This is a genomic window from Cellulosilyticum sp. WCF-2 (genome assembly GCF_003990395.1).
GTDB classification, from domain to species: domain Bacteria; phylum Bacillota; class Clostridia; order Lachnospirales; family Cellulosilyticaceae; genus Cellulosilyticum; species Cellulosilyticum lentocellum.
In genome coordinates, this window is the sequence record NZ_CP034675.1 from 3,532,392 (window position 1) to 3,553,577 (window position 21,186).

General features: G+C 33.3%; 17 protein-coding genes, 1 tRNA gene and 1 pseudogene. 6 read left to right on the forward strand and 13 right to left on the reverse strand.

Annotation, left to right across the window (positions count from 1 at the left end; all coding sequences use genetic code 11):
- Positions 1–195: 195 nt before the first annotated feature.
- Positions 196–1,143, forward strand: a complete 948-nt coding sequence (locus tag EKH84_RS15950; RefSeq protein ID WP_127067059.1) for a poly(ethylene terephthalate) hydrolase family protein — start codon at positions 196–198, stop codon at positions 1,141–1,143.
- 505 nt (positions 1,144–1,648) lie between these two features.
- Here EKH84_RS15950 and EKH84_RS15955 read toward each other — a convergent pair.
- Both EKH84_RS15955 and EKH84_RS15960 read right to left on the reverse strand, forming a co-directional pair.
- On the reverse strand, positions 1,649–2,899 hold the full coding sequence (locus EKH84_RS15955; protein ID WP_330547552.1) for a hypothetical protein: 1,251 nt from the start codon (positions 2,897–2,899) through the stop codon (positions 1,649–1,651).
- Between the two features lie 1,292 nt (positions 2,900–4,191).
- The gene (locus tag EKH84_RS15960; protein WP_127067060.1) at positions 4,192–6,486 is read right to left on the reverse strand and encodes a hypothetical protein; all 2,295 of its coding nucleotides are present in this window, start codon (positions 6,484–6,486) and stop codon (positions 4,192–4,194) included.
- Positions 6,487–6,629: 143 nt separating this feature from the next.
- Between EKH84_RS15960 and EKH84_RS15965 the strand changes: the two genes are divergently transcribed.
- Positions 6,630–7,010 carry a tyrosine-type recombinase/integrase gene (locus tag EKH84_RS15965; protein WP_190283358.1) on the forward strand — a complete coding sequence of 127 codons (381 nt, stop codon included), beginning with the start codon at positions 6,630–6,632 and terminating at the stop codon, positions 7,008–7,010.
- A 41-nt stretch (positions 7,011–7,051) separates the two neighbouring features.
- Positions 7,052–7,273: pseudogene (locus EKH84_RS22970) on the forward strand (tyrosine-type recombinase/integrase); the annotation flags it as partial.
- 184 nt (positions 7,274–7,457) lie between these two features.
- Here the strand turns inward: EKH84_RS22970 and EKH84_RS15975 are convergent.
- The 3 genes from EKH84_RS15975 to EKH84_RS22710 form a co-directional block, all read right to left on the reverse strand.
- Positions 7,458–7,529 (reverse strand) — tRNA-Glu (locus tag EKH84_RS15975).
- 115 nt (positions 7,530–7,644) lie between these two features.
- Positions 7,645–7,986 (reverse strand): single-stranded DNA-binding protein, encoded by a 342-nt coding sequence (locus tag EKH84_RS15980; RefSeq protein WP_127067062.1) that lies wholly within the window; start codon positions 7,984–7,986, stop codon positions 7,645–7,647.
- A gap of 62 nt (positions 7,987–8,048) precedes the next feature.
- Positions 8,049–8,948, reverse strand: a complete 900-nt coding sequence (locus EKH84_RS22710; RefSeq protein WP_190283359.1) for a DnaJ domain-containing protein — start codon at positions 8,946–8,948, stop codon at positions 8,049–8,051.
- Positions 8,949–9,186: 238 nt separating this feature from the next.
- Between EKH84_RS22710 and dapA the strand changes: the two genes are divergently transcribed.
- On the forward strand, positions 9,187–10,065 hold the full coding sequence (dapA, locus tag EKH84_RS15990) for a 4-hydroxy-tetrahydrodipicolinate synthase (RefSeq protein WP_127067064.1): 879 nt from the start codon (positions 9,187–9,189) through the stop codon (positions 10,063–10,065).
- A gap of 107 nt (positions 10,066–10,172) precedes the next feature.
- On the opposite strand, the gene EKH84_RS15995 is transcribed toward dapA, so the two are convergent.
- Positions 10,173–10,847 carry an ERF family protein gene (locus tag EKH84_RS15995; RefSeq protein ID WP_127067065.1) on the reverse strand — a complete coding sequence of 225 codons (675 nt, stop codon included), beginning with the start codon at positions 10,845–10,847 and terminating at the stop codon, positions 10,173–10,175.
- A 175-nt stretch (positions 10,848–11,022) separates the two neighbouring features.
- Entirely contained in the window at positions 11,023–12,240 is a 1,218-nt protein-coding gene (locus EKH84_RS16000; protein WP_127067066.1) for a cation:proton antiporter, read from the reverse strand.
- A gap of 165 nt (positions 12,241–12,405) precedes the next feature.
- On the opposite strand from EKH84_RS16000, the gene EKH84_RS16005 reads away from it, so the two are divergent.
- Positions 12,406–13,317 carry a LysR family transcriptional regulator gene (locus EKH84_RS16005; protein ID WP_013657630.1) on the forward strand — a complete coding sequence of 304 codons (912 nt, stop codon included), beginning with the start codon at positions 12,406–12,408 and terminating at the stop codon, positions 13,315–13,317.
- 25 nt (positions 13,318–13,342) lie between these two features.
- Here the strand turns inward: EKH84_RS16005 and EKH84_RS16010 are convergent, their stop codons facing one another.
- The 6 genes from EKH84_RS16010 to EKH84_RS16035 form a co-directional block, all read right to left on the reverse strand.
- Positions 13,343–14,011 (reverse strand): HAD family hydrolase, encoded by a 669-nt coding sequence (locus EKH84_RS16010; protein ID WP_127067067.1) that lies wholly within the window; start codon positions 14,009–14,011, stop codon positions 13,343–13,345.
- A gap of 208 nt (positions 14,012–14,219) precedes the next feature.
- Positions 14,220–14,900 (reverse strand): ABC transporter permease, encoded by a 681-nt coding sequence (locus tag EKH84_RS16015; RefSeq protein ID WP_190283360.1) that lies wholly within the window; start codon positions 14,898–14,900, stop codon positions 14,220–14,222.
- A gap of 4 nt (positions 14,901–14,904) precedes the next feature.
- Positions 14,905–15,621: an ABC transporter ATP-binding protein gene (locus EKH84_RS16020; protein ID WP_127067069.1), complete on the reverse strand. Its 717-nt coding sequence runs from the start codon at positions 15,619–15,621 to the stop codon at positions 14,905–14,907.
- A 138-nt stretch (positions 15,622–15,759) separates the two neighbouring features.
- Positions 15,760–17,151 carry a glycosyltransferase family 2 protein gene (locus EKH84_RS16025; protein ID WP_127067070.1) on the reverse strand — a complete coding sequence of 464 codons (1,392 nt, stop codon included), beginning with the start codon at positions 17,149–17,151 and terminating at the stop codon, positions 15,760–15,762.
- Positions 17,152–17,159: 8 nt separating this feature from the next.
- A complete protein-coding gene (locus EKH84_RS16030) occupies positions 17,160–18,281 on the reverse strand; it encodes a HEAT repeat domain-containing protein (protein ID WP_127067071.1) in 1,122 nt (373 codons plus the stop codon).
- A gap of 31 nt (positions 18,282–18,312) precedes the next feature.
- Positions 18,313–20,421 (reverse strand): family 2 glycosyl transferase, encoded by a 2,109-nt coding sequence (locus tag EKH84_RS16035; RefSeq protein ID WP_127067072.1) that lies wholly within the window; start codon positions 20,419–20,421, stop codon positions 18,313–18,315.
- 519 nt (positions 20,422–20,940) lie between these two features.
- Here EKH84_RS16035 and EKH84_RS22170 point away from each other — a divergent pair.
- On the forward strand, positions 20,941–21,108 hold the full coding sequence (locus EKH84_RS22170; protein WP_190283361.1) for a hypothetical protein: 168 nt from the start codon (positions 20,941–20,943) through the stop codon (positions 21,106–21,108).
- Positions 21,109–21,186 lie beyond the last annotated feature (78 nt).

Consider the following 21,186-nt stretch of genomic DNA (forward strand, 5'->3'; position numbering starts at 1 on the left):
GTGGCTAAAGGGATTTATTACTTTTGCCATGAAAAATCACATATCAAATCACATAATGTCTATCACTTTTCATAAGTTTTTACTTAAGGTAATTTAGTCTATAATCTCATATGATATTTGAATTATAAAAACTTGTATATTGTTGATATAATATATGAGTAAAATAGTATTTCTTGAAATGAAAGAGAGAATAAAATGAAAAAAATGTTAAAGATATTATTTTTTTGTATATTATCTATTGTTTTATTGATTGTTGTTTTACTTATAGTTTTAGCAAAAAGACCTTTTGTTCCTGATAACTATACTGAAACAGTAAAGACAGGTGGTGCTCTAGAAGCAAAATACATCTCGATGGGTGACCATGAAGTTAACTACATGGAAAACCCAGCTATGATGTCTTTTAAGAAATATGAGATTTATTATCCAGCAGATGTATCTAATATGGATAGTAAATTGCCAGTTGTCATATTTGTAAATGGAACAGGTGCTGTAGGTTCTAAGTATCAGGCTTTACAAAAGCACCTTGCTTCATGGGGGTTCATCACAGTCGCCACAGAAGAAGAATATGCGTGGAATGGATTCTCAGCAGAAATGAGTATTCGTTATCTCAAATTGTTAAACGAGTATGATGGTGAGATAAATGGCATAGACAATGTACTTCGAGGTAAGATAGACCTTGATAAAATTGGCATAACAGGTCATTCTCAAGGTGGATTTGGTGTTGTAAATGCTATCACTGAACAAAGACATGCATCATCTTATAAAGCAGCGGTGATTTTAAGCTGTAGTGATACAAAAGGCCAAAATCCTTTTCAGTGGGAAGCAGATGACACATTAATAAAAGTACCAACCCTGATAATGGGTTCAACAGGCAATACCGATTCTGTCATTGCACCTTTAGAAGGATTGCAGGAATTATATAACAGTATCCCAGACAATGTAACAAAAGTGCTTGCAAGAAGAAATGATGCCGACCATGGAGAAATGCTTTATTATGCAGATGGATATGTTACTGCATGGTTTATGTATTATCTTGCAGATGATGTAGAAGCTGGAAATGTATTCTTCTCAAAGAATGCTGAAATATTGTCAAACCCTTTATATCAGGATATAAAAGTCAAAATCTCATCAGAGCAAAAGTAAATCTGTTAGAAACTACCCATTAATTGTTATTACAAGTGCAACAACAATAACAGTCTCAAAAGGTAGACGGATATATGACAGCTTAGTTTATACATTAGCTTAAAGATGATTTACAGGCTGGTAGCGTATTCTTTGGAGACAATGCGGAGATACTTACAAATACTAACTGGCAAGATGTTAAAATAAATAAGTGATACACAACATTATAAAAAGCTCCATCTGTAATTTAAGACAGATGGGGCTTCTGTATTTTTAACAATATCTCCACAGAACAAATATCTATTCTTATTGTCTAAGCTATTTATACAGTCTATCATTTTAGTTATGTTGCATTTTGTAGTTCTGTGTTGTATAAAAACAAACGCAAGCACTTCTCAAAAACTATTCCTCTATTTATTAAACAAATCTACGTTTTTAGGCATAAAATAAGGATACACAAAGATATCCTTATTCTTTATTATTGTAATGCATATAATGCGTATTTAAATTATTAATCTCTTAATTACTACATAGGTTTTCTTCCAATCCAAGTATTATCACTTACTCTATCTCTCAGTGAATTAATAGGATACTCCTCTTCCTCATATCTATAATCTTGACCGTCTTTGCCAATCTTCTCAGCAATTACTTTATGACTTGGTACTGCATGAACATCATGATTAAGGCTTTCTTGGAATTTAAAAAAGTCTGCATCTTGAGGTACCTTTTCAATATCTATATAATTTTCTTTTATGGAAGTTAGCTGAATAGTTGTCTTGATAACGTCTCTAACATATTCTTTATTAGGACCAAGCTTTAATAACTGTGGAAAACATCCTTCTGGAATAACTTGTTGCCATTCTTTCTTTTCATACTGCTGAAGGAGTTCTTTCGCTTGATGAAGATGTGTTATTTCTTCATGGAAATGTTGTTCCCAAATTTGTTTAATATGAGGGTCTTTCTCATCTTCATAGCAAGAATAATATAAATAACATTCTGTATACTCATGAAGTAATAAGTTCTCTAACCAAGTTAATCTAGTATCTAATAAACCACCATATTGAGTAACGTGCTGCTCTTCAATAAGTCCAATCTCTTGATATAAACTTCTCCCAATATCAGATTGATAAAATCCTGCTACATTCATATAGTAGTTCATGGTTTGTTGTTCAGCAGCTGTAATAATAGCTACATTTAGCTTAGTGATTGGATCCGCTGTACAAAAGTCTACATATCCTCTTATATTGTCAACTGGATAGCGATGTTCTGAAATTGTTGGTCTACCTGGCATAATTTCTGTATACTGTCCAACAAGGCGTTCTGCTTTAATACCTTGTTCCATTTCTAATAAATCAGAATATCTGTATAGATGATCAAAGTCTTCTAATAAAGCAAAATCAAGTGCCATCTTTACAGCTTTATTGGGCTCTCTTTTAGCAAGTGCACATGTTAAATCTACTGCTAATTGTTCATAAGATATAGTAGTTTCAAGAATTGTTTCATCAGCAGGTTTTAAAACGGAAATAACCTTTTGCTGTTGTTGTTCTATTCTTCTTGTTACAGCTATAGCTCTACGCAAATCATTGTCTGGGCAGTGGCGTGAAAATTGATGTGAAAACCATACTGCTTCATATTCTGTACCATTCATTAAAATAATACGTGTTTTGGTATAAGGATCTACCTCATTTTTATTATATGACTTAGGATAAATATTCTTCCAATCTTTAAAAGAATCACTTAGTTTTATAGGTTTTTCTGAAAAAGGATTCATACTCATAACTATTATCACCTCTCATGTAGTTAATGTTATAATGATATAAAATGCCTTGAATTGCTAATGATTATTCCATAGCACTTCAACTCCTTTTAATAAAATTTCAACATTATTATTATGTCTTGCAAATGTAATAAAATTCATCTTCATTAGATTCTTATTTACTCCTCAGTTGTAATAATAAATACTGCCGCCAGTAACTTCAAATTCTTATTTTCTTAATGCATAGATTTTATTCTTTAGTGTTATATTAGCAATGTAGCAATGTTTATGTTTCACTATCTTTTTATTTAAACATGGTCCCTTCATTGGGACCTTTTATATACAAAGATTATTTTTCCATAATTTCATTAATTACTCTCACCATCTAATAAGTTTAAACATATAATGTACTGTTCCTATAGAAAGTTTTCCTTTCTTCTCTTCATTTTTAGGCTCCTAAATCATAGGAGCCTATTTAATTTAAAAATCTTTACTAAAAGACGAACTCTGTAATATATTAATGCATACAATATATTGGGTACTCCTTTTCTAGCTTGCCTCTATATTTAGGGGCTCTTTTTTATTTAAAAACATCTTACCTTTTTATGCATAAACTTTATATTTGTGTACATATTAGTACTGTAACGCTTATTAATTTGTGCAAGCATTAGATTAATCCTCCAACCTAGTTTTCTGGCTCCAATCTGGGGCCATGTACATTCTCTTATGCATAATTATTACGTTATGAGCACATACTATTAATGCAACTAGACATTGCACCACCTTACAGTTTTTAGTACACTCAACCTCCAGACCTCTCAATGAGGTCTTTAACTTTTTATTTGTTTTTTAATACATATAAATTAATTTACAGCCAATACTATCTATATCCACAAAACAAATTATCAATATCTGCAAGGCATACTCTCAGCTCCTACGGGAGCTGTTTGTATTTTAAGCACTCTAATACATAATATTTATACTTTTGTACATACTAGGTGTGTAATAGTTCTGATGTTTTTATTGCTGTTTGTACTGATTTTCAATTAAACAATATTTCTTAGCCCCCCTTACTGGGGCTCTTACATATAAAAATTCATTTTTAAGAGGAAGAAAAGGTAAAGCCTAAGCCTTACCTCTATTTGATACTTTTTCTATAGTGTTGTGGGATACTCCTGCTAGTTTAGCTAGTTCATCCCTGATCTCTCGTGATTTAGATTTCCGTTCAGCAGATTTCTGCGTATCGGTGGCGTTTTGTTTTAATGTAGATAGTTGTCTCTCTTTAGCCTTAGCCTGAATGATAGGCTTAAGTCTTAACGTATACCTTTCCCTCTATTTAGCTTCTGTATAAATGTTGTTAACTGGTCATTTATTTGCCTACCAGTCATTGCATTAGATATATTGTTAGTTACATACATACTTGCATTATTATTATTGTTCGTAGTATTGTAAGACGATGAATTATAGTTGTTGCTTGCAACTGTAGCTTGTAACTTATTAGAAGCCGCTGCTAAAGTCATTCCACTTATACCACTAGCAACACCTCCTACACCGCCTGAACTCAAGCTACTAAATGCACTTCGTAAAGCATTAACCCCTTCTAGTTGTATCCTTAGGCTATTTAAAAAAGCATTGTCTCTTTCTTCCAGCTGTTTCTTTAACATTTCCGTGATACTCATTTGAATAGTTGTAGATTCCTCTAACATCTTATTTTGTGTCTCTTTATAAGCATCCAGCTTCTCTTTCTCGATACTTTTAGCAATATCAGCTTCATTCTTGGCTTGATCTATTTTATCTTGAAGCAATTCTTTATCACTCTTAAGCTGTTGTTGTCTAGTATAATCTCTTTTGGCCTGTTGTGTATCGTTAAGCTCCTCAGCTAGTTTTTCAAATTCTTCTTGAGTTCTAGCATTCTTCATTCTAGCTTCTAAGTCAGCTATCTTTTCGTCATACTCTTTCTGTTTTTGTAACTCTTCTTCCTTATCGTATTGCTCCTGTAAAGCATCAATTTGCGCTTGATAAGCTTCAACTTTCCTATTGCACTCTTCATCAATCATTGCAATAGTCTTGTTGTATTCCTTTTCCTTGGCTTTAATATTAGTTTCTACAGTCTTTTTAACAGCTTCTTGCTTCTTCTTTTCAAATTCTTCTTGCTGTTCAGCTAGTTCTTTCTCTACTCTATAAATCTCCTTAGCCACTTCTTTCTTGTATTCTGCAGATTGTTTAAAGTACTCTGCAATACGTTCATAAGCCTTTTTCCCTTCTTCAAGGGATAATCTGCCATAATACTTCTCAGTTTCAATCCATTCTTTTGAGTGTTCAATTTTAGTATCAAGCAATTTAGAAGAAATTTCTGCCTTTTGATATTCTGTAAAAGTATATTTATTCAAGGCTTCTTCATATATTTTAATCTCTTCATCATTAGAAAGCTGACCTAAACTTCTTTTTCTTTCCATGATGTCAAGGTAGTTGTTGTACATGTACTCTTCAATATCTACTTTTTCTTCCGCTGTAGAAGCATAGGCTGCTTTAATCTTTTCGAGCTGGGCCATTTCTTCATTAAGACCTACTTCTCCTATTTTTCTACTTTTCTCAAATGCTTCAATCGCCTTATTTAAAGGACTATCTTTGTCTTTTCCACTAGAAGAACTTCCGGAACCCACATTAGCTGTTACAATATCTATATTTTTAATCTCTTCTTGGATCTTCTTAAACTCGACAAGTTTGTTGCTGTACTCGTTATACATATCTTGAAGTTCTTTGCTTTGAGACATTTTATATGTAAATGCACCCGAGTCTTGAATTGAACCATCATCATTAAACTTCAAGCCGCTTAATGCTTGCTGAGCTTTGACCTCTTGCAAGTACAACTTAATTATAGCTTGCGTTTGAGACATTACTTGTTTTGTCTTTGATGCTTCATTCTCTAATTGCTGTTTAGTAGAGGTTGTAAGTCCATCTTTAACCTTTTCTAATGCAGAAGCTTCTAAAGTGTATTTACCTGTTGTACTATCAATACATGCCTCTAATTCTGGATATTGTCTAGTAAGATTGATGATTTCATCTGAACTTAATTCATTGCCTTCTTTAAGCTTTTGTATTACCTTTTCGAGTTCATCCAGTTTACCAGAATAGGTTTCAGTCTTTCCGGAGATTTCTTCTAGCCGTTTAGCTAATTCATCTGCCTCTTCTCCTAAATCTTCCAACCCGTCAGCAACACCTTTAGGATTTAAATTATCATTCATAGCTTTTCCTACAATCGGCAAAGATTTAAGCATGTCTGCTACAAACTCTTGATATTCAGTATCCATGTTTAATATAGACTGTCCAAACATCATTTTAATAGCTTTTGATTGTTCTTCTGTATATTCTACCACTTCTTGTAATCCTAACTGCTGCTTAACTTCTTTAAGTTGATTAGAATACTCAAAATTAAAAGCTTCATATTGCGCTTGTGAATACCTTTCAAGTGCTTCACTTAGATTAGACCACTCAGTATATAATTTGTCATACAACCCTGTGTCATCTATTCCATATTTTCTAGCATTCTGAACGATTTCTCCTAATAAATCTTTATAATTTTCTGCATCTGCAGAGTCAAATTTCATCTGAATACCATTACCATTGTATGAAGATATTTCTATCCTATTACAAAGAGCTCTTAGAAAGTGGAACACGAGCTAATATCATAAGAACAGTCAATAAACACTTAGGCACTAGCATGAACCTAGCTTTAAAACAGGGAGTTGTTATGAGAAACTATTGCGACCTGGTAACACTTCCAAAGGCAGAAAAGAAAGATGATGAAGTTATTAAGTGCTTTTCAGAAACTGAGCAAAAGACTCTTATTGCTTCTCTAGAAGGAAATAGAAACAAACCTTTATATTTAACTGCTTTAGGTTGTGGTCTTCGCCTAGGTGAAATCATAGGCTTAAAATGGGAAGATATAGACTTCAAGAAAGAAACCATTAGTATAAAAAGAGCAGTCTCTAATATAGCTAAAGTTAAAAGTGATGGTACTCGTGAATGGGGAGTTATAGAGCATACCCCTAAAACAGAAACAAGTGTTAGGACAATCCCGATACCTAAGACTTTAGTAAACATAAGACGGAACAAAGTAAGGAACGCTTAAAGCATGGTGACTTCTATTCTGACTATGGTTTAGTATTCTGTACGGAAATAGGCAACTACTTCGATACTAGAAATTTAACTAGATCATACACCAGGCACCTAAAAAAAATAGGTATGCCTTATAGAAACTTTCATTCCCTAAGACACACCTATGCAACTAGACTATTTGAAAATAATGTACCAATTAAAACCATACAAGCATTATTAGGCCATAAAGACATAGCTACAACTATGAATATATACACTCATGTAATGCCAGAATAAATGACTAATGAAGTTCAATGTTTAAATAAAATACTTGGTTAGGCCCTGTATAACAGAGCCTATTTTTTATGTTGCTTGATATGACGTTACAAGTCGGTTGAATTTTTTGACCTATTGCAAGTCAAAAATAAAAATAGCTAAAACTTGTATCTATTGATACTCTAAGCTTTAGCTATATACTTTATGACCCATACGGGAATCGAACCCATGATTTCACCGTGAGAGGGTGACGTCTTGACCGCTTGACCAATGGGCCGGAACATGTATTAGTTTACCACACTGTTTTATTTTTTTCAATATCAAATAAATATTTTTTATTTTATGTTTAAGTAAAAAATACTAGAAAGGCTATTAGCCTCTCTAGTATTAGGTTAAGCTTCTACGGCTTCGTCTTTTACTTTAGACTTGTTTTTACCCACAAGTTCAAAGGTTTCTATAACCACATTAGTGCTTGTCCTTTGAGCGCCATCCTTATTAACATATGATTCACTTGCTAAATGGCCTGATACAGCTAATTTAGTGCCCTTTTGCACATAACTGGATAGACGTTCAGCTTGAGTACCGAAGGCTACCATATTAATAAAGTCTGCTGATCTATCCTTGCTTCCTATTGGATTCACTGCTAAAACAAATTGTACATATTTATGATGTGTTGCAGATTCTTTAAGTTCTAAATCCCTAGTAACATTGCCCATTAAATTCACTTGATTCATAGTGTACCTCCTTTGTTTTTAGGAGTATACTCACTTTTTCAAATATTATACACTTTTCTTGCTTAACTCTTAACTTTTTCTAAATATTCATAAGCCTCATTGATATCGCGAATTTTTTGATTAGCAAAAGCAATATAATCTTCTGGAACGCTACCAGAAGCTAATTTATCTGGATGATATTCTTTAACAAGCTTTCTATAAGCTTTCTTGATTTCTGATAGACTTGCATCAGGACTAACACCTAATACTTCAGAATATTTTTTCACCAAATCTTCTCTGCTTTGCATATTTGGATTGCCTCCACCTTGGTAGCCATAGCTTTCTCCAGTAAAGGCGGCTCTAATAGCTTGGTATTCATAAGCTGAAATACCTAGGTCTAATAAAATTTGTCTTGTCATATTTTCTTTAGCAGTATTGGTATCTCCACCTTGCATAGCAATACCTATGAACAGATAGGCTAATGCTAAAATAATATCTCGGCGATGACCATAATAAGTCTTGACCACTTGGGTAAAAATTTGATAATGCTCAGGATGATCTTTACCATAATCAAAAGCTTCAGCATAGCTATTGAGCTCTGATGCACTCATTCCAAAATGCCCTGCTATAAACTGCTTTATAAAATGGATTTCATCTTTTGTTACACTACCATCCGACTTAGCAATCATAGCTGATAAAGCCATCATTGAAGCAATAACAGGATTTTTATCTTTAAAAGCTGGTTCATCCCTGATTTCCTTTGGCAATTTAGGATATTTTTTAGGCATATAGCAAATACCTATCAGTATAAAAATTGGAAATGGCCAAGGTAAAATTAACGTCAATCCTGCCCATATCCAACTATTTCTCCCTTTAAAATAAGCAATGGCACCTACTAAGCCTGCTAAAGCAAACTTAATCAGCCATAAAAAAAGGCTCATTCCAAGACCCAAAAGCTCCATCAAAAAGTCAACTATAAACATCGTGTCACCTAACACCCTTCTTCTATAAAATCTATTGTCCCATTTTATCATATTTAAAGCTAAGATGCATTATGTTCTGCTAATCCTTGGCAAGAATTGTCGATGAAAAGCGTGCACCTTAAACTTTCTTTGTTAATATGATAAAGTAGAACTCTTTACTACTTTCTCATATCGTTGTTAATTTCTGATGAAAGTCGTATAATAGACTTATGTATTAAGTCGTTTTGGAGGAAATATAATGAAAAAACCTATTTTTACTGGATCCGGTGTAGCCATTATTACGCCTTTTAATGAACAAGGTGTAGATTTTGATAAATTCAAAGAACTCATTGAATGGCATATTGCTGAAGGTACAGACGCCATTATTGTTTGTGGTACTACTGGTGAATCTGCTACTTTACCTATGGATGAACACAAGGCCCTTATTAAATGTTGCGTAGAGCAAGTAAACGGACGTATTCCTGTTATTGCCGGTGCTGGTAGCAACGATACACGTCATGCCATTGGCACTAGTCAATATGCAGAAGAAGTCGGTGCTGACGCTCTTTTATCTGTGGTACCTTATTATAATAAGACCACACAAAAAGGACTTTATGAACATTTTAAGGCTATTGCAAGCAGTACTAGCCTCCCTATTATTCTTTATAATGTACCGGGACGTACAGTGTTAGATATGGCACCAACTACTGTTAAAGCACTTTCAGAAATCGAAAACATCGTAGGTATTAAAGAGTGTAATTTCGCTCATGTTGGCGAGATTCGTAAGCTTTGTGGTCCTGATTTTGCCATCTACTCAGGAGAAGATGCTAATGTCCTCCCTCTATTAGCCATGGGAGGCTTAGGTGTTATCTCTGTTATGGCTAACATTATCCCTCGTGATACCCATGATATAGTAGCAAAATTTATGGCTGGCGATATTGAAGGTAGTCGTGAACTTCAGCTTGGTGTATTAGACTTAGTTCATGCTCTCTTTATTGAAGCAAGTCCAAGTCCTGTTAAAGAAGCTATGAATATGATGGGTATGGGAGTCGGTAATTGCAGATTACCATTAGTACCTATGGAGCCTGTTAATAAAGAATTTTTATCTCGTACCTTAAAAGCTTATGGTTTAATTTAGTCCTTATCTTTACTTTAAGCTCTAATTTTTACAAAAAATCAAGAGAGTCTAGGCCCTCTTGATTTTTTTATGTCAATCCTAATATCATTTTCACTTTTTAAAATAAGTTATTTGCTATTTTCAATTTGATTACTTTTAACTGCCTCTACAATAATATCGCAGGCTTTTTTAATCATAGGATCTTTTGATTTCTCACTTAACCAATCAAAATAACTTTTATCTGTTTTATAAACTTGTTTTAAAGTTTCTCCTCGATGTTTATTGCCAAAGGGAATAACTACTGCTCCTGCTGCTTCTGGTGACATGCTGATTTCTTCTTTAATGGCTATGCCTCTCACAGGTTCTTTTTCTTGCCCCTTTGTTGCTTTATTGGCATCATCATCTTCCCCTGTATTTAAGTTTAAAATCGCCTGATAAGAATATCTTCTTAAGTAGCTAATAACACTTCCCGCTGCTTGAGGGTCTTTGGCAATTTCATAGCCTCCCCCTTTAGCTATCCTCGTAGGTAACATATAAAGTGGTTCACTCTCAATAAATTCACCACTATCATGAAGTAGCACCGTTTGAACACCTATTTGGCCATCCTCCCTAGTTAAAGGAAATTGCAAAATGGATAAGCCATTGGCTTGTAAAATAGGCCTTGTAGCTTCGATTAAAGCATCTAAGGTCACATATTCACTTTTAAATTGTGGATTTTCTGCATCTTTGGCAATGCTAGTAATTTCACCATTAAACTTAGCTAAAGCACTACCAATTTGTTTAATACTATCACTCTTTCTCATTTTTGCCCTCCTTTCTTATTCCTTTGTAGTTTCTGCTACATTTTTAAATTGGCTTACTTATAGCTTTTACAACTTCAAAAAGCTTATAACAAGAAATCCTTGTCAAAATAAAAAACACCTTAACACAAAATGTTAAGATGTTTATATATTTAAAATCATTTGTTAGTTTTTTATTTTAAGCAACTTTTACTGTCTTTTTTTCAGTCGTTCTATTTTCAACTTCTGAGTTTTTAAAAACCATTTTAAGCAAAATAGGGGTTAAGATAGTAGTTACAACTACCATAATAACAATAGGTCCAAATAGTACCGTACTTAACAAACCCAGGCTAGCTCCCTTACTTGCTACAATCAGGGCTACCTCACCCCTTGAAATCATTCCAGTACCTATTTGTAAAGCCTCCTTACCTGAATAGCCACAAAATTTAGCACCTATACCACATCCTATGATCTTTGTTAAAATAGCCACTATTAATAATGCTCCTGCAAAGATCATGAGTTGTATTGACATTTGCTCTATTTCTACTGTTAAGCCAATACTAGCAAAGAATACCGGTGAAAGAAGTAAATAAGACATGGTTTCAAAACGATGACTAATATAATCTCTTTTTATTGTATTAGAAATAATAAGTCCTGCTAGAAAAGCACCTGTAATATCAGCCACACCAAACACTTCTTCTGCAATATACGCTAAAAGTAAGCAAAATACAAAAGCAATAATGACATAACGGCGACGGTCTTCATCATCTTTCATAGTCCATTTTCTAAAGAATCTATAGAATCCAAAACCAATAATTCCTGAAAATACAAAGAATAAAGCAATTTTTAATAATACAATCCCTACATTAACACTTGTATCTGCTAAACTTGTAATTAAAGTTAATGCAATAATCCCTAGTATATCATCAATTAAAGCTGCTCCTAAAATAGCATTTCCTACTGGTGTAGAAAGTTTACCCATCTCCTTTAGTGTTTCTACAGTAATACTTACAGAGGTAGCTGTTAAAATAATCCCTACAAAAATATTTTGTAAAATCATAGGTGTTTCTGGTACAGCAAACTCCTTTGTATTTAAAAGTGCCGCCACAGCAAGTCCGCCTAGAAGCGGTATGATTACACCAAATAATGCGATAATAATAGAAGCTTTACCTGTCTTTTTCATTTCTTTAATATCTGTTTCAAGACCTGCTGCAAACATAAGGGCAATTACCCCTAATTCTGCCGTTTGCTTAATAAATTCTGTTTCTTGTATTATATTGAGCATAGCTGGTCCTAATATAAGTCCTGCTAAAAGTGCTCCAACCACTTGTGGCATATGAAATTTTTTAGTAACTAAGCCTAATATTTTAGTACTCATTAAAATAATGGCTAAGTCAAGTAAGTAATGATATGACATATGTTTCCTCTCCTGCTCTGCATGTTCCCTATGACATGCTATAAAATACTATAATTTGGCTCGTTTATCTAAGCAAAATTTAGTATAATAATATCTAGGTCATAAGTAAAATAAATAATTTATATACTATCGATTAATTTTTTTAATAATAAAGGAGACAAAACTATGCTAGAGGAACTCAAAACTTTTATTGCTGTCGTAGAAGAAAAGAGTTTTACTAAAGCTGCAGAGAAGGTCAATTTATCTCAGCCTAGTGTGAGTGTACATATTAAGCATTTAGAATCTTATTTTAATACACTCCTTATTACGCGTTCTATGAAACCTAAAAAGATTATGATTACTGAAAGCGGGCATTTGCTTTATAAGAGAAGTAAGCAGCTTCTGTCATTGCTTGATACTACCAAAGAAGAACTCCATCATATTAATAGTTCTTTTAAGGGCCATCTTAAAATTGGTGCCACTTCTACCATTGGTGAATATCTGCTTCCTTCTTTTTTAGCGGATTTTTGTAACCACTATCAAGATATTAACATCGAAGTATCTATTGGTAATACAGCTGAGATTACTAGTAAGATGAAAACTTTGCAACTTGATGTAGCCTTAGTAGAAGGTGTACTTTCTATTCCTTCCTTTAAACAAAAATGCTTTTTTGAAGACCAGCTCGTTCTTATTGCTCCTAGCAGCTATCTCTTTAATGAAGAGTTATTAGCTTCTCATCTTCTCCATAAACAACGCTGGTTGACAAGAGAGCATGGTTCTGGTCTTAGAGAAGCTTTAGATGCTTTTTTAGTGGCTCATCAAATCATTCCTAAAAGTAAATTGGTTTTAAGTAGTAATTATGCCATTAAGGAAGCCGTGAAAAATGGGTTAGGAATTGCTATGATTCCAAAATCTATGATTAAACAGCTTGGCTCCTTAACTACTATTCAAGTACTTCAGCTTAATACTTCCTATAAAATTGCATTTTCTTCCCTACTTCCAAAAGATTTACCTACTTCTCCTATTACAGATTTATTTTTAGAAAGCTTCGTACAATATATTAATACAGAATACAAACACATTATAAGGAATTCTTAAAGAAGCTAAAAAAGCAAGCAGTGACTTATTTCACTACTTGCTTTTCGCTTTTAATTAAATCAATCACTTCATGAAGACTTGATACAATAAAACTTGCATCTTCCCTCATTTCATCATCAGCTTTGACTAAGTCAGGGATTAAAACACCATACATCCCGGCTGCTTTAGCTGCTTTAATTCCCATTTTAGAATCTTCTAAAACCATACACTTCTCAGGTATTTTTTGTAATGCCTGAGCCGCTACTTGAAAAATCTCAGGGTTAGGTTTAGATTCCACTACATCTGAGCCACATACAATATGATCAAAGCGTTCCTTTACACCACCTAAGCTTAAATAAGCTAAAGCCTTTTCTCTAGTGCTAGAAGTAGCTACTGCCTTAGAAATGCCTTCTGCTTCTAAAAAATCTAAAAGCTCCATCAGTCCAGCTTTTTTCGTTATTCCTTGTTTTTCAAGTATTTGGTCTGCTAGCTCTCTTTTCTTTTGGCTTGCTTCCTCATACGGAAAGTCTTCTCCATAAATCTTTCTTAAGATCATGCCAATGGTTCTACTATTTCTAGCTACTAACTGAATATAAATATCCCAATTAAATTCATAACCATAAAACTTAGCTGCCTGCTCCCATGCTTCATAGTAAACACGTTCTGTATCAAACATCAATCCATCCATATCAAAAATGACAAGCTCTGGTCTCACTATATTTCCTCCTCCTATTTTTCTACATGAATCTGCTTTTATTACCTTATTAGTATAACAATAGTTCAAGAGGAGTGAAACCCATCATTCAGTATCTTTTATATTGGGTAACTCAAAATGTAAACAAGTACCTGCATTTGCGTTGAAGGCCTATTTAATAAAAAGGGTGCTTAGTACATCTTTCTTTTATGTACTAAACACTCTATCCTTACATAATATCCATATCCACTACAACAGCAATGGCTCGTCTGGTTAAAAGTATACCCAAGCCCGCAGCTAAAACAACCAAAATAAGTGCTATTCCAAATAAACTACTTCCCTTAATACTATAAAGAAAAATGGCTAATACAGCCGAACCAATTAAGGTTTTTTGAGAAGAAATCCATTTTACATCACACATCAATGGTATTAATGCTGCCAAACTTGCAAAAGCACTATGAAGCAAACTGGCTACTATATAGCTTACAAAAAAACTTATACTCATACTCCCTTGAGCAAAACCTAATGCTAGGTTTAAAATAGCAAGCACAATAAAATGAAGTAACATGCTCAAAAACATGAGAGGCATGGTTACACTTATAACAAGAATAACTTTTACTACTAGCAAACGTTTACGAGAAAGTGGATAAGTAAATAAAATACTAATTGACTTACTATTTATTTCTTCACTAAACATACGGATGATTAATAGTCCTGCAAAAATAGTAAAAACAATTTTATTATAAGCAATAACATTGGAGAAATAACTCGTATAATCCTTATAGCTTCCCTCCATTAATACCCCTGACATAATTAAATAAATTAATAAAATACCACTTGTTAATAGCCCTCCCATTACAATTTGCTTGAAATTATTTTTTTTCATTTCCAGCAATAATAACTGTTTCATTGCCCTACCCCCTTGATAATACATTCAAAAAGTGTTCTTCCAAGGATGTCTGCTCATTTGCTTTAATATCTGCTAGTGCTACTTCTTCTAATAACTGCCCGCCTTTAATGCAACCAATGGTATCTGCTATTAACTCAATCTCTGATAAAATGTGGCTTGAGATTAAAATGGTGATTCCCTGTTCTCTACACAAGAATTTAAGCAACTCTCTGATATCTTTAATACCTATAGGATCAAGGCCATTAACAGGTTCATCTAAAATAAGAAGTTCTGGACGATGAACTAGTGCTCTAGCAATGCCTAGGCGTTGCCTCATTCCTGCTGAAAACTGACTTACTTTTTCATTTGCCATACCTTGTAAACGTACAAGTTTTAAGGCATTGGCCACACTTTCTTCAGCTTCAATTCCCATGTAGCTACATTGGAGTTCTAGGTTTTCTTTTACTGTAAGATGATTATAAAAAATAGGATACTCTATCATATTTCCTATGCGACGTAACAAACGTGGCTGCATTTCACTAATTTCTTCTCCAAAAAGCTGAATGCTTCCACTATCTGCTTTTACTAAATGTAATAGCATCCTCATAAGCGTTGTTTTACCTGCCCCATTAGGCCCTAGAAAACCATATATTTCTCCTTGTTTCACATGAATACTCACATGGTCTATAATTTGCTTGTCTCCTATACGCTTACATAAATCATTGGTGGTAATAATCTCCACTTATTTTCCCCCTAACTCATTCCTTCTTCAATAAACCTCCTTATATCATATACAAAATATTGAAATTATTCAATTTTTTAAAACCACTTTATTAAGTTTATAAATTTTCAAATTAATTTTAAGAAATCATCTTTTTATTTAAAGTTCCTTAATTGCTTTTCTTTTTATTTCTCCCCATTTATGTCCATTTTTCCTATGCCCTAAAAAGCCTAATAAGCGGTAAAAGCTTAAAATTTGTCGATAACCCATTGTTTCAATTAAAGATAAAAGTATGAGTCTACCTATAACTTTTTCATTGTTTTTTTCTTTAAAAGCATACACTTCTAATAATAGTGCTGCTATAGACACAAAAGCATTAGCAACTAATAAAAAAACATACAGTTTTAACACATAAATGGTATCAACTAAATCTAATACGCTTAATACCACTAAAGAAACGATACCAAAGATTTCTATAAAGGGCGAAATAAGTTCAAATAAAATGTAATAAAGCTTTGCTCCAAACCAACGCCAACTTAAAAACAGCTGTGGATGGGAAAATAAACTTTGTATCAAGCCCTTTTGCCACCTCTTTCGTTGAGTTCCTAAACCTCTTATGGTATCTGGCGCTTGTGTGTAGCAGGTAGCATCTACTACTTGTTTGATTACGTATGGCCTATTTTCTTTTAGGAAATGGCTATGGAGCCTCATGACTAGCTCCATATCTTCACCTATAGTCTTTGTTTTATACCCACCCACTTCAATAACGGCTGATTTTTGAAAAGCACCAAATGCCCCTGAAATAATGAGATTCATATTCATAAAGTCCCATCCTATACGACTTGTTAAAAAAGCTCTTTTGTACTCTAGCATTTGAAAACCAACTAATAAGTTCTTTGGTTTCTGCTTAGCTACGATTTCTCCTTCTTTAAAAGTAACATCATTAGCAATCTTAATATTGCCGCCTACTGCTAATGTTTGTTTGTTTTCAATAAACGGTACTATGAGTTCTTTTAAAGCATCTTTTTGTAAAATACAATCTGCATCAATACCTACAAATATATCATACTGAGCATAGTTAATCCCTGCATTTAAGCAATCTGCTTTTCCCCCATTTTCTTTATGAATTAAAATGAGGTTAACACCTTCTTGCTCACTTCCATAAACTTCAATAACAGGCTGTGTTTCTATAGCTTTTAAAGTAGGTTTAAAAATCTTTTTCATCTGAAAAGCTTCAACTAACACCCTTAAGGTATCGTCTGTAGATCCATCATCTACTATAATAATTTCATACTGCTGATAGGTTGATGCTAATAGTGAACGTATAGTTGATGTAATTGTAATAGCTTCATTATAAGCAGGTACAATAATAGAAACTGGTATGTTTTCTCCCTTTTCTACAACCAATGCTTGTTTAAAGGCTTTGTAATGTCTATACCTTTTAAAATGATAATAGGCCATAATGGTAAATAAACCGGCTATTCCTACACTACAAAATGTATAAACTAATACAACACCTGTTAATACTTCTTTTAAACCTTCTAATTCCATAACGCCTCCTAACTTATTTGTTCTAATAAAAATTGACGGTAGCGCTCTAATTCTTCTTCAGATTTTCTCGTTTCTTCCGTCATGATATAAGCTTTTAATTGCGCTTCATCTGTCAATACCGCTTCTAATAAGTTCTGAATGGTGACTTGGTGTTCTTTAATCAAGCTTTGCTTTTGATTCATCCTGTAATAAAAGCTTTTAGCCGCACTTTCTCTTACTTTATAAGAAGGGTCGTCTATAGCTTTTTTCAAAGCTAACATACTTTTTGAATCTTGATAATATTTCAAAGCTTTAGCACTTAACTTTCTTATTGCTTCATGCTCATGAGCTAAATGAGCTATTAAATGATCTTCTGCAGACTTAGAGATCACTTTTTCAAAGTAAAGAATGCATAAGCATTTAAGCTGGATAGTACTGCTATTACTAACTAGGTACATTTCTACTAACCTAGCCACTGCTGCTTCTTCTTTTAAAGTAAAATAAGCAATCATAATAGGGGACAATTGCTTATCTTGATTTTCTAGCTGTAATATCATTTCTTTAGTAAATGCTACGTTTTCTCCTTTATAATTTAATAAACATTCAATGAGAATCTTATCATCCATAGTGGGTTCTTCAATTTTTAATTGTTTAATCCCTTTTAGTAAAGCTTCAGTAGCACCTATAGCTGCTAAAGCTTTTAAACGACTGATACGAATATAAAGAGAATCGTCATAAGCTAAAGATTCTATATAAACTTGGTCTTCAAAGCTTCCAAACTTTTCTATGCACTGTAATTTAAAAAGCTTATTAAATTCTTTATTGGAACTACTTCTTATAAAAGGAGCTACAATCTCACTTTGTCGAATCCATACAACATTATCTTGGTTTTCCTCTACCTTATCCAATAAATAAGTCAGCAAGGCAAGCTTATGCTCCCTTTTTTTAAGCTTTTGACTGCTTTGCTTTATTTTTTTATTAGTACATCTACCTGTTTGTTTAAACGCATATAAATCTTTTTCTATTGAGTCTTCTAAATATTTTATTCTCTTATAAGAGCTGCTACCCTGCTTATAACTCAAATGTACATATCCGTATACGCCTATCGCAACCAAAACAAGTATAAGCCCCATATAATAAACGGCTGTCATATTTTCTCACCCTCCTTACTATTTATTAGCTTTAAGAAATAGTTGCAAAAGCTTTTTTTATTGTCTCATAAGATTTTTTTAGTCGCTCATGATAAACTGGCAAATCCCAACCTTCCCAACGATAAGGTAGCATGGGTAGCTGGCTTCTCAGCTTACCTTCTTCTATAACGTAAATACCTACTTTCATTTCTTCTACTGTTATATGATTGATTTCATCTGTCTGATAAAAATCATCAATGACTTGATGCTTTCCTGGATTAGAAATTTGGAGCATCAGCCATGGAATTCTCATTTCAATTTCATCTCCTACGACTATAAAATCTGCCAAAGAATCATATTGCTCTGAATCAGGATTGGTATTTCCTGCTCGCAACTTACCAACCTCCACTTTTTTTAGAGGTATCGTTTCTCCTGTCAATGGAAACATGGATTCTCCCAGTACAACTTGACTAAAAACGTTAAAATGCTGACTTGTCGCTTCTGGTTTTTCAGTTTTTTCATTTAAATAAGCAGATGCATCATAATAGTCTTGCACCAATAAACTAGCTTCCTCATTACCTGTTAGTTTAATGATAAAATCAGTACCTTCGTTAAAGGTGACTTCATAGCCTTCTAATCCATAAGCACCTGAACGTGGTGTGATATCAATAGGAATAAGTAGTTCTTCTTTTGATAAATCCAATTGATCTTTATGAATCCTTAAGTAAACAAAAGCTGCATCACTTCTCATATATAAAGATAGTTCCTCTGCTCTTCCTACCAAATCCTTCTTATCCCAATCATTTACCTTCCCATCTAAAAAAACGCCCTCCCCTTCTTTTCCTGGTTCAAAACTTAAAAGTCCAAAACATTGTTCATTAGTTAGACGGTCATGCCAGTAAGCTCTATTATCTGCTTCATCTAAATCCATGGTATTCCATGTTCTTTTAAACCACTCATCCTGCCATGAAAAAATAATAGCACCAGCATAATCTTCCTCATAGATATCTTGTAACATAGAAGCATTCATCTCCCCTTGTTCCCTTTCACTCACCAGCCCTTGATTAAAACCACGATGAGTATCTATATGAGTAATTCCTCTAGATGTAGGTACCCCAAACTCTGAAACAATGACTGGTCCTGTATGATGAGCTTTTAACTGCTTTAAATACACTCTATAACTATTTACCTGTACATCTTCCTTGGCAGGTGTAATATATTGAGGATCATAGTTTAAGAAATCTGGATAGTACGGATAAATATGATAGCTATTAAATAGTCCACTTTTAAAAGTATCCTGACTTTTAATTGTTTCTGTATCTATGGTAACGATACGATTGGCTTCATCAATATCATTAGCTTGGTCAAATGGATCCGTGGTTAACCAATTAGTAATAGCTACTGGTTTTTGCATTTGATAGGTTCTTGTTTCATAAGCAATGGTATGCTCTAGCATCTGGGCAAAAAATAACTCTGTAGGTCTTGCTTTTTGTGTATAAATATATTCGCCTGTAAAGTCTCCTTTACCCTCATGTAACTGATTAGTTGCTTCCACAAAATAAGGATCCCATTCAATTCCTAAAATATAACCTACTACATAAGGTGAAACATCTTGGTTATAAGTGCCATAACCCCTTCCCTTTTTTGCTTCTATCTCTGCATTCCCATGTAGTACATCAATAATGTTACTCACTTCTTGCTTAAAGCTTTCCATAAGTTCTTCATCAAAAGCATCCATCTTTTCCTGCATTAACTCTTCATCTATCCAGACACCTTGTAATAAGTAAAGTGGTTCTTTTGCCTTACGGTTATACGCTGCTAGTGCCTCATAAAAAGCTGGCATTTGAAGGGTATACACACGAATCACATTAGCATTCATTTCTTGGATCTGACGAAACCACTTTAAATACTCTTTTTTAGTAACTCCAAATTCACCAGGATAATAACCTGGTTTTGTTGTTCCTAAATTAACACCCTTTAGAAACAGCTTTTCCCAATTATCCTCTTTATAAATTTCCAAGTAATCTCCATTTGCTCTTGCTACCTGACTAACACCCTCTTCTTTATTTAATAAAGGACGTCTTTCTTGTCTCATAATTACTTCTCCTATAAGCCATACTGTGCATAAAAGCACAATCCCTATTGTTACATACTTCTTCATTTTTACTCTCCTTTTGTGCTCCTAACGACTCATTATAGCAAACTCTTCTTTGAAATAGGATGTAAAATAAAAAGAACTAAAACTTCGATTTTTCAAGCATTCGTAGCCCTTAAGTGAACAAATTAACGTACTATTTTTACTTTAATGTTATTTGATATTTTAACTTAGTTTATATTTATATTTTACTTATGGTAAGTTTTGTTCATTATGATATTTTTCTAATACTTTATCCTAATTACCCTAGAAATCATATTTATTTTGGGTATTTTATCAAGTACTTGAGCTACTGTTTCTAAATCCTTTTAAATAGTAACTATAAAGATATATAGTATATTACATCAATTAATATAATGACTATTTTATATAGTTTTATAAATATGCATATTTCACTCTTGACTGATTTAACTATAAATACCAATTTTCTCTCTCATCATTATCCTACGTCCTATCTATATAATTACATTTCATTTTGAAAACCTTAACATGTAAAACGATGGACTACATGGAGGTGCTTTCCCAGTGAAACATTATCATGGTACTTATAAAAAACATTCTTATTTTGAAGGCTGGTATTTTAAACATCAGGGTGAGAATCATACTTTAGCCATGATTCCCGGCGTTCAATTTGATCAATTTGGTAGTCATTCGGCTTTTATTCAAGTGATTACATTCCTATTTAGGTGTTAAGGTAACAACCTACTCTAAGACTGCTCTTACCTTAGTGCAACCCCCTACCCTCCAAGTCTTTTTTTTTAAACAGTCATT

Coding starts and splice junctions, on each gene's coding strand:
- EKH84_RS15950 (WP_127067059.1), top strand. CDS start 196: ATGAAAAAAATGTTAAAGATATTATTTTTTTGTATATTATCTATTGTT.
- EKH84_RS15955 (WP_330547552.1), bottom strand. CDS start 2,899: ATGAGTATGAATCCTTTTTCAGAAAAACCTATAAAACTAAGTGATTCT.
- EKH84_RS15960 (WP_127067060.1), bottom strand. CDS start 6,486: ATGAAATTTGACTCTGCAGATGCAGAAAATTATAAAGATTTATTAGGA.
- EKH84_RS15965 (WP_190283358.1), top strand. CDS start 6,630: ATGAGAAACTATTGCGACCTGGTAACACTTCCAAAGGCAGAAAAGAAA.
- EKH84_RS15980 (WP_127067062.1), bottom strand. CDS start 7,986: ATGAATCAAGTGAATTTAATGGGCAATGTTACTAGGGATTTAGAACTT.
- EKH84_RS22710 (WP_190283359.1), bottom strand. CDS start 8,948: ATGTTTATAGTTGACTTTTTGATGGAGCTTTTGGGTCTTGGAATGAGC.
- dapA (WP_127067064.1), top strand. CDS start 9,187: ATGAAAAAACCTATTTTTACTGGATCCGGTGTAGCCATTATTACGCCT.
- EKH84_RS15995 (WP_127067065.1), bottom strand. CDS start 10,847: ATGAGAAAGAGTGATAGTATTAAACAAATTGGTAGTGCTTTAGCTAAG.
- EKH84_RS16000 (WP_127067066.1), bottom strand. CDS start 12,240: ATGTCATATCATTACTTACTTGACTTAGCCATTATTTTAATGAGTACT.
- EKH84_RS16005 (WP_013657630.1), top strand. CDS start 12,406: ATGCTAGAGGAACTCAAAACTTTTATTGCTGTCGTAGAAGAAAAGAGT.
- EKH84_RS16015 (WP_190283360.1), bottom strand. CDS start 14,900: ATGAAACAGTTATTATTGCTGGAAATGAAAAAAAATAATTTCAAGCAA.
- EKH84_RS16025 (WP_127067070.1), bottom strand. CDS start 17,151: ATGGAATTAGAAGGTTTAAAAGAAGTATTAACAGGTGTTGTATTAGTT.
- EKH84_RS16030 (WP_127067071.1), bottom strand. CDS start 18,281: ATGACAGCCGTTTATTATATGGGGCTTATACTTGTTTTGGTTGCGATA.
- EKH84_RS16035 (WP_127067072.1), bottom strand. CDS start 20,421: ATGAAGAAGTATGTAACAATAGGGATTGTGCTTTTATGCACAGTATGG.